This is a genomic window from Erythrobacter sp. CCH5-A1, from assembly GCF_001557115.1.
GTDB lineage: Bacteria > Pseudomonadota > Alphaproteobacteria > Sphingomonadales > Sphingomonadaceae > Erythrobacter.
In genome coordinates, this window is record NZ_LSKQ01000091.1 from 1 (window position 1) to 14479 (window position 14479).

Consider the following 14479-nt stretch of genomic DNA (forward strand, 5'->3'; position numbering starts at 1 on the left):
CCTCCCGCAAGCGGGAGGGGAGCGAGACTTGGCGGCTTTGCCGCCTAGTCGCAGCCGGGTGGGCATTCCCCGACCGTCATGCCGAGGATCAATCCTCCTTCTTGCGCCGCGCCTTCTTCCGCTCGTGCGGGCACAGGATCGCCTTCCTCAGGCGGATCGACTGGGGGGTGACCTCGACCATTTCGTCATCGTCGATATAGGCGATCGCCTGTTCGAGGCTCATGCGGCGCGGCGGGGTGAGGCGGATCGCGTCGTCCTTGCCCGAAGAGCGGATGTTGGTGAGCTGCTTGGCCTTCAGGGGGTTGACCTCGAGGTCCTCGGGCTTGGCGTTCTCGCCGATCACCATGCCCTCGTATACCTTCATCTGCGGGCCGATGAACAGGGTGCCGCGTTCCTCCAGCGAATTGAGCGCATAGGCCACCGCCTCGCCGTCGCCGTTCGAGATCAGGACGCCGTTGAGGCGGCCTTCGATCGGGCCCTTGTAGGGGCCGTACTTCTCGAACAGGCGGTTCATGATCCCGGTGCCGCGCGTGTCGGACAGGAATTCGCCGTGATAGCCGATGAGCCCGCGCGAGGGGGCCGAGAAGGTGATGCGGGTCTTGCCGAGGCCCGAGGGGCGCATTTCGCTGAGGTCGGCCTTGCGGCGCTGCATCTTCTCGACCACCGTGCCCGAGTGCTCGTCATCGACGTCGATGACGACGGTTTCGTAGGGCTCCATGCGCTTGCCGTCTTCCTCGCGGAACAGCACGCGCGGGCGGCTGATGCCGAGCTCGAAGCCTTCGCGGCGCATCGTTTCGATGAGGACGCCGAGCTGCAATTCGCCGCGGCCGGCGACTTCGAAGCTGTCCTTGTCCTCGCTCTCGGTGACGCGGATCGCCACGTTGGTTTCGGCCTCGCGCAGCAGGCGGTCGCGGATCATGCGGCTGGTGACCTTGCTGCCTTCGCGGCCCGCAAGGGGGGAGTCGTTGACCGAAAAGCGCATCGCCAGCGTCGGCGGGTCGATCGGCTGGGCGGCGATGGGATCGCTGACCGAAGGATCGCAGATGGTGTTGGCGACGGTCGCCTTCTCGAGGCCGGCGAGCGCGATGATGTCGCCCGCGCGCGCGATCTCGACCGGCACGCGCTCGAGACCATCGAAGCTCATCAGCTTGGTCGCGCGGCCGGTTTCGATCACCTTGCCGTCCATGTCGATGGCGTGGATCGGATCATTGACGCGGATCGTGCCCGATTGCACGCGGCCGGTGAGCACGCGGCCCATGAAGTTGTCGCGGTCGAGCAGGGTGCACAGGAAAGCAAACTTGGCGTCGGGGTCGAGGCCGGGGGCCGGGACGTGCTCGATCACCTTGTTGAACAGCGGCGCGAGCGTGCCGCTGCGCGCTTCGGCGTCCTCGCTCGCATAGCCTTCGCGGCCCGAGGCATAGAGCACCGGGAAATCGAGCTGCTCATCATTGGCATCGAGGCTGACGAAGAGATCGAACACCTCGTCGAGCACTTCCTGCGGGCGCCCGTCGGGACGGTCGATCTTGTTGACGACGACGATGGGCTTGAGGCCCAGCGCGAGCGCCTTGCCGGTGACGAACTTGGTCTGCGGCATCGCGCCCTCCGCGCTGTCGACCAGCAGGATCACGCCGTCGACCATCGAGAGGATGCGCTCGACTTCCGCCCCGAAGTCGGCGTGGCCGGGGGTGTCGACGATGTTGATGCGGGTGGTTTCTCCGCCCTGTTCCCACTCGACACTGGTGCACTTGGCGAGAATGGTGATCCCGCGTTCCTTTTCGAGATCGCCCGAATCCATCGCGCGTTCCTCGACCCGCTGGTTCTCGCGGAAAGTGCCCGATTGGCGGAAGAGCTGGTCGACCAGCGTGGTCTTGCCGTGGTCAACGTGGGCGATGATCGCGATATTTCTGAGGGCGGACGACATTTTTGCGAAAACTTCCGGTGAAAGCCGGATGGCAGCGCACATCCGGGGCAGGAAACGGGTCGGGGCACCTGGGGCAGCCCGGTTAGGCAGGGTTTGTGGCGGGTTAGCGACAGCGCCGGACGCTACGGCATGCGCCGAAGCTGCAATCTGGTGCTGCGTTGCAACATTGCGGGCGCGCCTAGCAGGGGTCTGCCCGAGGGGCAAGCGCCGGGGCATTGCGGGCCGGCTGCACGGGGGGATGCACTGTGACTCTTGCGCAACATTCTTGTGACTTGCCCCTCAAAATAGCCAGCCAGCCGCTTGTTCCGGACGCGGTGCTGGCTTATCACCGCCGCCACACGACTTCGGGAGAGAGCGCGCTGGGACGGCGCGTGCCCGACAAAGGGCGCCGGGGTCGCGGGATTTTTGGAGAGGAGCTTCCATGCGTTCGACCTTCACCGGCACTGCCGGCGCATACCGATTCACCCTGCTTGCAGGTGTGGCCTGCCTTGCCATGCCCGGCGCGGCGCTGGCGCAGGACGCCGACGAGCCGACGGTGGATGATCCGGAAAGCAGCAACGTCATCATCGTCACCGCCTCCAAGCGCGAGCAGACCCTGCAGGAGACCCCGATCTCGGTGTCGGTGACCAGCGGCGAAGTGCTCGAGCAGGCGCAGATCCGCGACGTGCTCGACCTCCAGACCGTCACCCCCTCGCTGCGCGTCAGCCAGCTGCAAAGCGCCTCGGCGACCACCTTCATCATCCGCGGCTTCGGCAACGGCGACAACAACTTCGGGATCGAGCCTTCGGTCGGCGTGTTCATCGACGGCGTGTTCCGCTCGCGCTCGGCCGCGGCCCTGTCCGACCTCAACATGGTCCAGCGCATCGAAGTGCTGAACGGGCCGCAATCGACCCTGTTCGGCAAGAACGCTTCGGCCGGTGTGATCTCGGTCGTCACCAAGGAGCCGCAGTACGAATTCGGCGGCCAGGCCGAAGTCAGCTACGGCAACTACAACGCGCTCGTGGTGCGCGGCGAAGTGACCGGCCCGATCGCCGAGAACATCGCCTTCTCGCTGGATGGCTCGTACAACCGTCGTGACGGCTATGCCCGGATCGTCAACCTCAACACCGACGTGTCGGACCGCAACCGCTGGTCGGCGCGCGGCCAGCTGCTGATCGAGCCGACCCCGGACTTCAAGATCCGCGCGATCGCCGATTACACCAAGATCGACGAGACCTGCTGCCTCGTCTCGACCCTCGTCGCCGGACCGACCGCTCCGGCGATCGGCGCGGTGGGCGGCCAGCTCGACACCAACTTCTTCAGCTACAACACCTTCCTCAGCCAAAAGCCGCTCAACACCGTCGACAACTACGGCGGCTCGATCCAGGCTGACTGGAGCACCGGTCCGCTGACCTTCACCTCGATCACCGCCTATCGCGAACTGAAGAACTTCCTCGATCAGGACGTCGACTTCACCAGCGCGAACATCGTGAGCGAAGTGCGTGACCAGGAAGTGCAGACCTTCACCCAGGAACTGCGCCTGACCTCGGACTTCGACGGCCCGATCAATTTCCTGCTCGGCGGGTTCTATTTCGACGAATCCATCAGACAGGACAGCCGTCTGACCACGGGTGACGATGCGCGCACCTTCTTCGCGCTGCTCACCGGCAACCCGGCCACCTTCAACGGTGTGGAAGCCAACTTCGGCCTGCCGCAGGGCTCGATCTTCAGCGCCGGCCCGCTGACCGCCGAGCAGTACTCGATGGACAACACCGCCTGGTCGGTCTTCGGCACGGTCGATTTCGAGCCGGTTGACGGCCTTGTGATCACCGGCGGGTTCAACTACACCGACGACAAGAAGGACTTCGCGCTGGCGGGTCAGGCCTTCGACGAGCTGGCCAACATCAACCTCGTCGATGCCTTCATCACCGGTGCGACGGTGGCAAACCCGGCGCTCCCCGATGTCTTCAACCGGGCGCAGTTCCAGGCTCTCCCGGGCGCGGTGCAGCAGCAGCTGCTCGCCGCTGCGACCAACCCTGCGACCAACCCGCTGCTCGGCCTTTCGCCGTTCCAGTTCCAGCCGCCGTTCCTCGCCATTCCGAACGCGGTGGAGCCGGGCCAGACCCGCGACGACAAGCTGACCTACCTCGGCCGCATCGCCTATCAGGTGTCGAACGAAGTCAACGTCTATGCGAGCTACGCGACCGGCTTCAAGGCGAGCTCGGTCAACCTCTCGCGCGATAGCCGTCCGGCCTTCGGCGACTACATCCCGGGTCCGGGCCGTTCGAGCTTTGCCGCACCCGCCTCGCCGATCACCAATGCCGGCCTCGGGGTTGTCAACCTCGGCACCGGCTCGCGCTTTGCCGGCCCGGAAAATGCCGAGGTCTACGAAGTCGGCCTGAAGGCGCAGTGGCCCGGCTTCGGCTTCAACCTGGCGGTGTTCGACCAGACCATCAAGGGCTTCCAGAGCTTCCTGTTCACCGGCACCGGCTTCCAGCTGAACAACGCCGGTCAGCAGTCGGTCCGCGGCTTCGAACTCGACAGCACGATCCGGCCGAGCGACAATCTGGTCTTCACCTTCGCGATGACCCACCTCGATCCGACCTTCGACAGCTTCACCGAAAGTCCGGTCGGCAATCTCACCGGGTTCCGCCCCGGCGGCATCCCTGCCTGGAGCATCGCGACCTCGGCGACCCACACGCTCGAGATCGGCGACAACAAGCTGATCACGCGTATCGATTACGCCCATGAAAGCAATGTCGACATCAACAACGGCCTGCCGACCTTCAACGGCCCGGTCAACGCCCGCCGCGACCAGCGCATCTTCTCGCGCGAAACCAACCTCGTGAACGCTTCGATGATCTTCCAGCTCTCGAACGGCCTCGAAGTCGGTGCCTGGGCGCGCAACCTGCTTGACGACCAGTACATCATCACGGTGTTCGACGGCGTCGCGCAGGCCGGCACGGTGTCGGGCTACCCGAGCCAGCCGCGCACCTATGGCGGCCTCGTGCGCTTCAAGTTCTGATCCGCCCCTTCAAGGGCAACAGCAAAGGGCCTCGCACCAGCCGGTGCGGGGCCTTTTTGCTTGCGCGGGAGCACCGCGCGCGGGGGCTTGCGCAAGGCTGCACGGCAAAGGAATGAAGGGCCATGTTCGACAGCCTCGTCCTGCCCCTGCGCCGCACCCTCGACTTTCGCGGCCGCGCGACCCGCAGCGAGTACTGGGGCTTCATCCTGTGGCAGATCGGCTTCCTCGCCGCGGCGCTCAATTGCCTGACGCTCCTTCCTCAAGGGCCGCTGCGCGAGAACCTGCTGCTCGCCGTGTTCGGGATCTATCTGCTGGCCTTCGGCCTGCCGACGCTCGCGCTGCAGATCCGCCGGGTGCACGATCACGACACCTCGGGCTGGACGCTGCTCGTCACGTTCCTGCCCTATGTCGGGGTGGGCTGGCTGCTGTGGCTGATGCTGGCCGGCGGCACGCCCGGACCCAACCGCTATGGCGAGAACCCGCGCGCGATCACTCTTGACGCCGCGCTGTTCGAGTAGTCCTGTGCGGCCCTGCCGCTTTTTCCGTTTGCATCAGGCGCTTGTCCCATGCATCCTCCAACTTGCGGCAAGGGGATGACCGCAAGGGGACAATCATGATCGATATCGGACGCGTGTTTGCGACGGGCTGGGCGATGATGCGGCAGCGATTCTGGCTGCTGCTCGGCATGTTCGCGGTGTTTTTTGCGCTCCAGATGGTGGGCTCGATCGTGCTCGGCATCGTGATGGCGGTGATGGGCGCGGCGGGGGCGGCGAGCCTCGGCGCGGGGCTCGATGACCCGGCTGCCATCACCGGGATGAGCGCCGGGCTGATCATCTTCCTGGTGCTGTTCTACGGCGCCTATATCGTGCTGGCGCTGGCACAGCAGGCGGCGATGGTGACGCTCGCCTCGCCGCTCGAGGAGCCTTCCTTCGGCGGGGCGATGGCCCGCGGGTTCAAGAGCGCGCTGCCGTTCTTCGGGATCGCGGTCATCCTCTTGATCGCCTATGTGGCGTTGTCGGCGCTGGTGGCTGGCGTGGTCGGGGTCGCCGGCTTGGGCGGCACCGCCGCAGGGGGCGCGGTGGGCGGCGTGATGTTGCTGCTGATCCTCCCGGTGATCGTCTATCTCGGCTGCCGCTTCGCGGTGCTGGTCCCGGTGGTCGCTGTCGATCAGGTGTTCAATCCGATTGCCGCAATCCGGCGCAGCTGGGAGGTGACACGCGGGCGGGTGCTCGGCATCTTCCTTGCGACGCTGGCCTTGGGTGTCTTGACGCTGGTGGCCCTCGGCCTGCCCTTCCTGCTGATCTTCGGCAGCATGCTGGGGAGCCAGAGCGAGCCGAGCGCGGCCGCCGTCGGGGGAATGCTGCTCGGCATGCTGGCCTTTATCCCGCTGTTCGTCGTCTACACGATGTTCGCCTCCGCATACACGGCGGCGCTGCACAACGAAGTGACCGGCGGCGGGTCCGAGCGGCTCGAAGAGGTCTTCGCCTAAAGTTCTCTCAGAGCGCGCGCCGGTTTCGCTGCCAGCAAGGGCAGCGAACCGGCGAGCGCGAAGCCGAGCACCAGCGCGGTGCCGAGGCCGAGCACGCCCAGCACCTCGCCCCAATCGGGCAGCCAGTCGAACTCGAACAGCTGGGTGATCACCACCCAGGCGAGCCCGCCGCCAAGCCCCAGCGCGACGAGCGCGAGGAGGCCTGCCAGCAGCCCGTATTCGGCCAGCTGCAACAGCAGGATCTGCCGCCGGCTCGCGCCCAGCACGCGCAGCATCACCGTGTCATAGGTGCGCGCCGCGCGCGCCGCGGCAATCGCGCCCATCAGCACGGCAAGGCCCGCCAGCACCGTCACCGCGGCGGCGGCGAGGGTGGCGAGGCTCACCTGTTCGAGCAGCTTCCTTGCCTCGACCAGAATCCCGCCGACCTCGATCACCGAGGACGAGGGCATCTCCTTCACCAGCGCCCGCAGCAACCGGCCGCGCGCGGCAGGATCGGCGCCGTCGGGCAGGTCGATCGTGGCCGAAAGGTTGTGCGGCGCGTCGGCAATGGCGTTGCGACTGAACACCAGCACGAAGTTGAAGCCCATGCTCTCCCAGTCGATCTCGCGGATATTGGCGATGCGCGCGGTGCGCTCGGTCCCGAGGATGCCGATGGTGAGATAGTCGCCGACCTTGAGGCCCACGGCCTTGGCGAAATCGGCATCGATGGAAACCAACGGCTCGCCGCGGTGGAATGGGCTCCACCACGCGCCTTCGACGATGCGGTTGCCCTGCGGCAGGTTGTCGGCATAGGTCAGCGCACGCTCGCCGCGCAGGGCCCAGGCACCCTCGGGGATTTCCTCCAGATCGGCGACGCGGGTGAGCTTGTCCCTGGGCCCGTAGGCGAGCACCGCGCCGCGCAAGGTGGGGACCGTTCGCAGCCCGGCCTTCGGGAACTCGCGCTGGACCAGCGCGAAGAAGCGCGGTTCCTTGGCGACCGGCACATCGAGCACGAAATAGTCGGGCGCCTCCATCGGCACGCGGCGGGCGATGTTGCCGTCGATCGCGCTCTGGACCGCGGCGAGCAGCACAAAGGCGGCCAGCCCGAAGCCCAATGCCGTGACCAGTGCCCCCGTCGGCGCGCCGGGGCGGTGGATGTTGGCGAGCGCGCTCCGCAGCAGCGGACTGCGCGGGCGCGGCAGGCGGCGGGCGAGCGCCTGGATGCCCCAGCCGATCCCCGCCAGCAGCGCCAGCGCGCCGCCCGCGCCGAGCAGGAACCCCCCCGAGAGCATCGGCTGCGCGGTGGTCAGCAGCGCCAGCGCGCAGATCGCGGCGATGCCGAGCGCGGTCGCCAGCAAGGCGCGCCGGTCGCGCGCCAGCGGCACGATGGCGGACCGCATCAGCGCCATCGCCGGATAGGTCCGCGCGCGCAGCAGCGGCGCGGCGGCGAAGGCGAAGGCCACCAGCAGGCCGTATGAGGCCGCCAGCAGCAGCGCGGGGGGCGAGATGATGAAGCCGCTTTCGACCGGCAACAGGCCCTGCAAGGCGCTCGCCAGCAGCGGGGTGACGAGCACGCCCGCCGCCAGCCCCGCGACGCTCCCGGCCAGCGCGGCGGCGCCGATCTGCATGGCATAGATGCGCACGATGTCGCCGGAGGTCGCGCCCAGCACCTTGAGGGTCGCGATGCTCGCGCGGCGCTGGTCGAGATAGGACGAGACGCCGCCGGCAATCCCGATCCCCGCGATCACCAGCGCGGCAAGGCCCACCAGCGTGAGGAAGTCGCTCATCTGGCGCACGAAGCGGTCGGCGCCGGGCGAGGCACGGTCGCGGGTGCGGAAGTCGAAACCGGCGGTGGGGAAGCGCTTGGCAAGCGCCTCCTCCACGGCGGAAGGGTCGCGTCCCGGATCGGCGAAGGCGATGCGGTGCTTGCTTTGGTAGAGCGCGCCGGGGGCAATCAGCCCGGCCTCGGCAGGCACGCCTTGCGCGACGATGATCGTCGGGCCGAGCTGGAAGCCTTCGGAGAGGCGGTCGGGCTCGTCCTTGATGATGCCCGCCGCGCGCAGGGTGACGGTGCCGACCTTGAAATTCTCGCCGACCTTGATCCCGAGCCGCTCCAGCGCCGTGGCAGCCACCCACGCGTCCTTGCCCGCAGGCGCGCCGACTTTGCGGCCATCGGCGAGGGTCAGTCGCCCGAACATCGGCCACTTGCCATCGACCGCCTTCAGCTCGATCGGCGCGGCGGCCTCGAGCGTGCTCGCCATCGCCTGCATCCGGTAGCCGCTGGAGATGGTGCCATAGGCGGAGAGCGCTTTCACTTCGTCGGGCCGCAGGGTGCGTTGCCACACCTCGACCTCAAGATCGCCGCCGAGCAGCTCCTGCCCGGAGGAAGCCAGCTCGTTCTCGATCGCCGCCGTCAGCGTTCCGATCGCGGCGAGCGCGGCGGTGCCGAGGAAGATGCACACCAGCAGCAGCCTGAGGCCGCGGAAGCGCGCGTTCAGGTCGCGCCGGGCAATGCGCCATGCTGTCCCGAGCGGAAGGCTCATGCGCCAGCCGTATCCGAGACGATCACCCCGTCCGCCATGGTCAGCACCCGCTCGCAGCGTGCGGCGAGCGCGGCGTCGTGGGTGATGATCAGTAGCGTCGCTCCGGTCTCGGCGCGGCGGGCGAGGAGCAGCTTGATGATCTCCTCGCCGGTTGCCGCATCGAGGTTGCCGGTCGGCTCGTCGGCGAAGATCAGGCCGGGGCGCGGGGCGGTGGCCCGCGCGATGGCGACGCGCTGCTGCTCGCCGCCCGAAAGCTGGGTGGGGTAGTGCCCGGTGCGGTGGCCGAGGCCGACCGCCTGCAGCTCGGCGAGGGCGCGGGGCCCCGCGTCGGCCATGCCCGCCAGTTCCATCGGGGTCGCGACATTTTCCGCCGCGGTCATGGTCGGGAGCAGGTGGAAGGCCTGGAGCACGATCCCGATCCGCCCCCGCCGCGCTGCCGCGAGGCCATCCTCGTCAAGCGCCGCGAAATCCGCGCCTGCCACCTCGAGGCTCCCCCCGCTGGCGCGTTCCAGCCCCGAAAGCACCGCCATCAGCGAGCTCTTGCCCGAACCCGAAGGCCCGAGCAGCGCCACCACCTGCCCCTGCGGCACATCGAGATCGATCCCGCGCAGGATCGTCACCGGCGAAGCGGTGCTGCCGAGGGTCAGGGTGAGGTTGCGGGCGCTGATTGCGAGAGAGGGACTTGTCACTAGGTTCCGATGGCATAGGTGGGGGGAGGCAACAAGCTACAGGTATGGAAGGCTCGCGGATGCACAAGCGCTCTTGGTCGATTTTCGCTCTGGCGGGCGCCGTTTCGCTGGCGCTCGGCGCGTGCAGCGACGAGGCGGCGACCGCGCCCCAGCAGGCCGAGGATGGCCAACGCGCGGCCCCCGCGATTTCCGTGACGGGGCCCGAGCGCAAGATCATCGCCTTCGGCGACAGCCTGTTCGCGGGCTACAACCTCGACCCGCGCGATGCCTATCCCGAGAAGCTCGAGAACGCCCTGCGCGCCAAGGGGATCAATGCCGATGTGATCAATGCGGGCGTCTCGGGCGATACCACCGCGGCGGGGCTTCAGCGGCTCGAATTCACGCTCGCGGCGCAGGAGACGCCGCCTGCGCTGTTCATTCTCGAACTGGGCGGCAACGACCTGCTGCGCGGGCTGGGGCCCGAGGAGACCAAGACGAACCTCGGCAAGATGCTGGCGATCCTGAAGAAGGAAAAGGTGCCGGTGCTGCTGATGGGGATGCGCGCGCCGCCCAATTACGGGCCGGAGTATCAGGCACAGTTCGATGCGATCTATGCCGATCTGGCGAAGGAATACGGCGCGGCGCTGATCCCCTTCTGGCTCGAGAGCATCTATCGCGAGCCGGCGCTGTTCCAGTCGGACCGGATCCACCCGACCGCCGACGGCATCGAGAAGCTGGTGGCTGCAACGCTCGGGCAGGTGGAGGGCGCTCTGCCGCCTGCGCCTGCCGCAACGCCCGCGCCCTAAATCCGCTCCACGCTCCCGCCCGAGACGCGCCACACCGCCGCCTCGCCGCGCAGGGACTCGAAAGGGGCGAGTTCGGTGCCGGTCATCCACACCTGCGCCTTGCCCTCGCGCAGACGCCGGAACAGCTCGGCGCGGCGGAGGGGATCGAGGTGCGCGGCGACCTCGTCGAGCAGCAGCACGCTCGGGCGCCCGGCGGCGGCGAGGATGCCGTGGGCGAGCGTGATCGCGATCAGCATCGCCTTCTGCTCGCCGGTCGAGCAGGCCGCGGCGGGGTGGCCGGTGGAGGCCATGCGCACCTCGAGCTCGTCGCGCTGCGGCCCGGTAAGCGCGCGGCCTGCGGCACGGTCACGCGGGCGGCCGCGGGCGAGTTCGGCGCGCAAGGCGGTCTCGTCCGCGGGGCCGCCCGGGCGGTAGGTCAGCGCGGGACGGGCGAAAGGTTCGGGGGGCAGGGCGGACAGCTCGTCGGCGAGGCGCGCCACCAGCTCGGCACGGGCGCGGGTGACGGCGGTGCCGTGATCGGCGGCCTGGGCTTCCACCGCGTCGAGCCAGCGAGGATCGCCCCCGCTGTCGAGCAGCTTGCCGCGCTCGCGCAGGGCGCTCTCCAGCGCGTTCACCCGCTGCGCGTGATCGGGCGCGAGGGCGAGCGCCATGCGGTCCATGAACCGCCGCCGCGCGCCCGCGCTGTCGGTGAAGAGGCCGTCCATCGCCGGGGTGAGCCATGACAGCGCGAGCCACTCGGCAAGGCTCGCGGCGGTCGCGGGGGCGCCGTTGACGCGCACCAGCCGCCGCTGCGGGGCGCCGTCCTCGGTATAGGTGCCGAGCCGCGCCGAGACTGTGCCCGCCTCGGTCAGGCTTGCGCCGATGGCGAAGGGGAGGGGCGGGGCGCCGGGCGCGCTGCGCCGCGCCAGATCGCCGAGGTTCGCGCGCCTCAGCCCGCGCCCTGGGCCGAGCAGCGACAGGGCCTCGAGCAGATTGGTCTTCCCCGCCCCGTTCTCGCCCACCAGCAGGTTGAAATGCGCGGTCTCGGCGAGCGCGGTCGCCGGGTGGTTGCGGAAGTTTTCGAGGCTGATGCGGCTGAGGCCCATGGCAGGCGCGGGGGTAGCGGGAGGGGGGCGGTTTGGCCAGTGCGCCCCGTGGGAAAATCGCCGATCCCAATGCTTGGTGAATTTTCCCAAGCTTTCGTTTTGCTTAACGCCGCGTTTGAGGGGTGAAAGGTGGAAAACGACGGAAATCGGCCATTTTTCGAGTTTGGCACGGCCCGTGCAAAGTATCCGGCATCCCCGGGACAGCCCCGGAAACACAGCAACAGGAGACCAAACATGTACGCCAACGAAACCGCCAGCCGCCTCTTCGCCGCCGCCTTCTCGGTCGTGATCTCGGCAGCCGTCTTCGCCTACGCGATCATCCCCGCCAGCCCCTCGCTGATGGCCTGATCGCCTCCGACACCCTCTCAGACCAAAGGACCACGACCCATGTTCGGCAACGACAACACCGCCCGCCTTGCATCTGCCGCTTTCGCTGTCATCCTTACGGTTGCCAGCTTCGCCTATGCGATCATCCCTGCCACACCCGGCCTGATGGCCTGATCGACCCACGTTTTCACAGGAGTTCGACCACCATGAACGACATCCGCAACTCGGGCGGCACCCCGCCGAGCCGCAGCTTCCGTCTCGACAAGATGAACGGCAAGGTCTTCGGCGTGTGCTCGGGCATCGGCAACTATTTCGGCATCGATCCGATGCTGGTGCGTCTCGGCTTCGTGCTCGCCACGCTGCTCGGCGTCGGCGCTCCGGTGCTGATCTACATCGCGATCGCCCTGATCGCGGATTGAGTGCAGCGACGAAAAGCGGTTCCCGGTTTTCGGGCCGCTGCACCTGATCTGACGAAACCGGGAGGGGCCCTTTGCGGCCCCTCTCTTTTTACATCGCCGAAATACCGCCATCCAGCTTCAGCTCGGCGCCGGTCATGAAGCGGCTCTCGTCGCTCGCCAGATAGAGCACCGCGTTGGCGATGTCGTTGGGCTCGCCGACGAACTTGAGCGGGATCTGCCGCGCCAGCTTCTCCATCAGCACATCCTTGTCGAGCGCGTGCGCGCGCGCCGTGCCGTCGAGGATCGGCGTGTCGACAAAGGTCGGGTGGACCGAGTTGCAGCGAATCTGCATCCCTTTCTTGGCGCAGTGCAGCGCGATCGACTTGGACAGCATCCAAACCGCCGCCTTGCTGGCGTTGTAGGCCGGCATGGTGTCGCTCGCGATCAGCCCGGCGATCGACGAGATGTTGATGATCGACCCCGGCGCATGCTCGCGCATCAGCGGCAGGGCCTTCTGGCAGCCGTGGAAGATCGAATTGACGTTGATGTCGAAGCAGCGCTGCCAGTCGCCGAAGTCGCAGGCCTCGATATTGCCGGGCACGCCGATCCCGGCATTGTTGACCAGCACATTGAGGCCCCCGAGTTTCTCGCGGGCGGCGTCGACCGCGGCTTCCCACTGGTCGGGCTTGGTCACGTCATGCGCCATGCCGAAGGCGGTGCCTTCGCCGAGTTCCGCGTTGATGATCGCGGCGGTCTCCTCGGCCCCTGCGCCGTTGATGTCGGTCGCCAGCACCCGCGCGCCTTCCTGCGCGAGCCGGATGCAATGCGCACGGCCAAGCCCTTGCGCGCCGCCCGTCACCAGGGCCATCTTGCCCGCTACACGTCCTGCCATATTCTTAGTCCTCTCCCAGAAATCCCGGCGTCAGCAGCATCGCGATCCGCACATCGACCGCGTGCCCGGCGCGCCGCCACTCGGCCACAAAGCGCGAAAGATCGCGCAAGGCAACCCGGTGGACGGTGATGTTCTCGCCTTCCGTCCCGCCGCCCTCGCTCACGCGCTCGAGGCCGGTCGCCTTCAAGAGCGTGAAGCTTTCCGAGACCATGCCGGGGGAGGAGTAGAATTCGCCCAGCACTTCCAGCTTGCCGGCGCGGTAGCCGGTCTCCTCCTCGAGCTCGCGCGCGGCCGCGGCGGCGGCTTCCTCGCCCTCGGCCCCGGCGTCGTCACCCACGAGGCCCGCCGGAATCTCGAGGCTGAAGCGCGAGAGCGGCACGCGATACTGGCTGACGAGGATTACGTGGCGGGTGCCGTCGGGGTCATCGTCCAGCGCGATGATCGCGGCGGCGCGGATGCCGCGCGCGCGGCCCACATATTCCCAGCGCCCCCGCGTCTTGGCGGTGATGAACTTGCCTTCCCATTGCACCTGTTCGGGCAGATCGGCGTCGCGGTCTTTGATCACGGGGAGGCTCCGTCGGATGGGCAGTTGCGCGCCCTTCCACAGGCTCACGCCAGCAAGGTCAAGCGCTAAACCTCGATCAGCCGGTCGGGCAGCTCGTTCACATCGTCGGCGCCGCGCGGGAAATGCTCGGCGAGGATGAAGCCCACGTCGCGGATGCCGACGGCGAGCCCCTCGGCCACGCGCCCGTGGCGGATGTGGGCGAGCATATCGCCCATCGCCTCGCCCCACACTTCGGCCGGCACCTTCGCGGCGATGCTCTCGTCCGCCACGATCTCCGCGCGGCGTTCGCGCATCGAGAGGTAGATGAGCACGCCCGTGCGCCCGGTGGTGCGGCGCTCGGCGCCGACCTTGAACTGGCGCACGGCCTGATTTCGCACCCGCGCCGCCTTGACCGGGCCGGGCACCAGCAGCCACTTCAGCGGCTGCCATTGCTGGATCAGCCACACCCCGAGGAACTTCACGAGGCCCAGAGCGATCACCATGCTGGCGAGCTCGCCTGCGGTCCATTCGTGGCCCCAGCCGGCAAACCACGCGTCCCAGCGGTCGAGGAAGGGCTCGGGGATGGCCGCGAACACGCTCATCGCGGTGAAGGCTGCGCCCGCCGCCCACAGCAGCGCGACGTCGGTATAGCCGTCAGAGCTATCCGCCAGCACGGTGACGATCTCGCCCGAGGTCGCGCCTTCCGCCTCGGTCACCGCTTCGGCGACAAGCTTGCGTCCGGCATCATCCATTATCGCCATCGCTCACCACCCTCCCGAAGCGCCGCCGCCGCCGGACGATCCGCCGCCGAAGCCGCCGAACC

General features: G+C 68.0%; 14 protein-coding genes. 7 read left to right on the top strand and 7 right to left on the bottom strand.

Translation table 11 applies throughout. The annotated features are described in order from the left end of the window. Window positions 1-88: 88 nt before the first annotated feature. Window positions 89-1921, bottom strand: coding sequence for a translational GTPase TypA (typA, locus tag AX708_RS04360; protein ID WP_066524796.1), 1833 nt, complete (start codon window positions 1919-1921; stop codon window positions 89-91). Window positions 1922-2342: 421 nt separating this feature from the next. Here typA and AX708_RS04365 point away from each other — a divergent pair, with 421 nt between their 5' ends. The 3 genes from AX708_RS04365 to AX708_RS04375 all read left to right on the top strand — a co-directional run bounded on the left by AX708_RS04365 (window position 2343) and on the right by AX708_RS04375 (window position 6414). Further along, window positions 2343-4925, top strand: a complete 2583-nt coding sequence (locus AX708_RS04365; RefSeq protein ID WP_066524792.1) for a TonB-dependent receptor — start codon at window positions 2343-2345, stop codon at window positions 4923-4925. A gap of 122 nt (window positions 4926-5047) precedes the next feature. Continuing rightward, on the top strand, window positions 5048-5443 hold the full coding sequence (locus AX708_RS04370; RefSeq protein ID WP_066524789.1) for a DUF805 domain-containing protein: 396 nt from the start codon (window positions 5048-5050) through the stop codon (window positions 5441-5443). Window positions 5444-5538: 95 nt separating this feature from the next. Then, window positions 5539-6414, top strand: coding sequence for a hypothetical protein (locus tag AX708_RS04375; protein WP_066524785.1), 876 nt, complete (start codon window positions 5539-5541; stop codon window positions 6412-6414). On the opposite strand, the gene AX708_RS04380 is transcribed toward AX708_RS04375, so the two are convergent. Further along, window positions 6411-8936, bottom strand: coding sequence for an ABC transporter permease (locus tag AX708_RS04380; protein ID WP_066524782.1), 2526 nt, complete (start codon window positions 8934-8936; stop codon window positions 6411-6413). The two genes, AX708_RS04375 and AX708_RS04380, sit on opposite strands and share 4 nt — an antisense overlap. Further along, a complete protein-coding gene (locus AX708_RS04385) occupies window positions 8933-9625 on the bottom strand; it encodes an ABC transporter ATP-binding protein (RefSeq protein ID WP_066524780.1) in 693 nt (230 codons plus the stop codon). Before AX708_RS04385 ends, AX708_RS04380 begins: the two co-directional genes overlap by 4 nt. A gap of 59 nt (window positions 9626-9684) precedes the next feature. Between AX708_RS04385 and AX708_RS04390 the strand changes: the two genes are divergently transcribed. Then, window positions 9685-10410, top strand: coding sequence for an arylesterase (locus tag AX708_RS04390; protein WP_197425808.1), 726 nt, complete (start codon window positions 9685-9687; stop codon window positions 10408-10410). Here the strand turns inward: AX708_RS04390 and recF are convergent. Then, on the bottom strand, window positions 10407-11495 hold the full coding sequence (gene recF, locus AX708_RS04395; RefSeq protein WP_066524775.1) for a DNA replication/repair protein RecF: 1089 nt from the start codon (window positions 11493-11495) through the stop codon (window positions 10407-10409). The genes AX708_RS04390 and recF overlap by 4 nt on opposite strands. A 234-nt stretch (window positions 11496-11729) precedes the next feature. On the opposite strand from recF, the gene AX708_RS20745 reads away from it, so the two are divergent. Genes AX708_RS20745 through AX708_RS04400 form a run of 3 tightly spaced genes read left to right on the top strand, consistent with a single transcriptional unit; the run spans window position 11730 to window position 12241 of the window. Further along, window positions 11730-11843, top strand: coding sequence for an enoyl-CoA hydratase (locus AX708_RS20745; protein ID WP_197426343.1), 114 nt, complete (start codon window positions 11730-11732; stop codon window positions 11841-11843). Window positions 11844-11882: 39 nt separating this feature from the next. Further along, entirely contained in the window at window positions 11883-11996 is a 114-nt protein-coding gene (locus AX708_RS20750; RefSeq protein ID WP_197426344.1) for an enoyl-CoA hydratase, read from the top strand. 32 nt (window positions 11997-12028) lie between these two features. Continuing rightward, window positions 12029-12241, top strand: a complete 213-nt coding sequence (locus tag AX708_RS04400; RefSeq protein ID WP_066524773.1) for a PspC domain-containing protein — start codon at window positions 12029-12031, stop codon at window positions 12239-12241. Between the two features lie 88 nt (window positions 12242-12329). Here the strand turns inward: AX708_RS04400 and AX708_RS04405 are convergent, their stop codons facing one another. From AX708_RS04405 to AX708_RS04415, 3 genes are all read right to left on the bottom strand, one after another. Next, window positions 12330-13112 (bottom strand): SDR family oxidoreductase, encoded by a 783-nt coding sequence (locus AX708_RS04405; protein ID WP_066524771.1) that lies wholly within the window; start codon window positions 13110-13112, stop codon window positions 12330-12332. A 4-nt stretch (window positions 13113-13116) separates the two neighbouring features. Further along, window positions 13117-13674, bottom strand: coding sequence for an NUDIX hydrolase (locus tag AX708_RS04410; RefSeq protein WP_066524797.1), 558 nt, complete (start codon window positions 13672-13674; stop codon window positions 13117-13119). Window positions 13675-13742: 68 nt separating this feature from the next. Next, the gene (locus AX708_RS04415; RefSeq protein WP_066524766.1) at window positions 13743-14417 is read right to left on the bottom strand and encodes a TPM domain-containing protein; all 675 of its coding nucleotides are present in this window, start codon (window positions 14415-14417) and stop codon (window positions 13743-13745) included. Window positions 14418-14479: the final 62 nt, after the last annotated feature.

Excerpts from the sequence above, each read along its gene's own strand:
- AX708_RS04375 (WP_066524785.1), top strand. The coding sequence starts at position 5,539 with ATGATCGATATCGGACGCGTGTTTGCGACGGGCTGGGCGATGATGCGG.
- AX708_RS20745 (WP_197426343.1), top strand. The coding sequence starts at position 11,730 with ATGTACGCCAACGAAACCGCCAGCCGCCTCTTCGCCGCCGCCTTCTCG.
- recF (WP_066524775.1), bottom strand. The coding sequence starts at position 11,495 with ATGGGCCTCAGCCGCATCAGCCTCGAAAACTTCCGCAACCACCCGGCG.
- AX708_RS04400 (WP_066524773.1), top strand. The coding sequence starts at position 12,029 with ATGAACGACATCCGCAACTCGGGCGGCACCCCGCCGAGCCGCAGCTTC.
- typA (WP_066524796.1), bottom strand. The coding sequence starts at position 1,921 with ATGTCGTCCGCCCTCAGAAATATCGCGATCATCGCCCACGTTGACCAC.
- AX708_RS04365 (WP_066524792.1), top strand. The coding sequence starts at position 2,343 with ATGCGTTCGACCTTCACCGGCACTGCCGGCGCATACCGATTCACCCTG.
- AX708_RS04390 (WP_197425808.1), top strand. The coding sequence starts at position 9,685 with ATGCACAAGCGCTCTTGGTCGATTTTCGCTCTGGCGGGCGCCGTTTCG.
- AX708_RS04370 (WP_066524789.1), top strand. The coding sequence starts at position 5,048 with ATGTTCGACAGCCTCGTCCTGCCCCTGCGCCGCACCCTCGACTTTCGC.
- AX708_RS20750 (WP_197426344.1), top strand. The coding sequence starts at position 11,883 with ATGTTCGGCAACGACAACACCGCCCGCCTTGCATCTGCCGCTTTCGCT.
- AX708_RS04405 (WP_066524771.1), bottom strand. The coding sequence starts at position 13,112 with ATGGCAGGACGTGTAGCGGGCAAGATGGCCCTGGTGACGGGCGGCGCG.
- AX708_RS04380 (WP_066524782.1), bottom strand. The coding sequence starts at position 8,936 with ATGAGCCTTCCGCTCGGGACAGCATGGCGCATTGCCCGGCGCGACCTG.
- AX708_RS04415 (WP_066524766.1), bottom strand. The coding sequence starts at position 14,417 with ATGGCGATAATGGATGATGCCGGACGCAAGCTTGTCGCCGAAGCGGTG.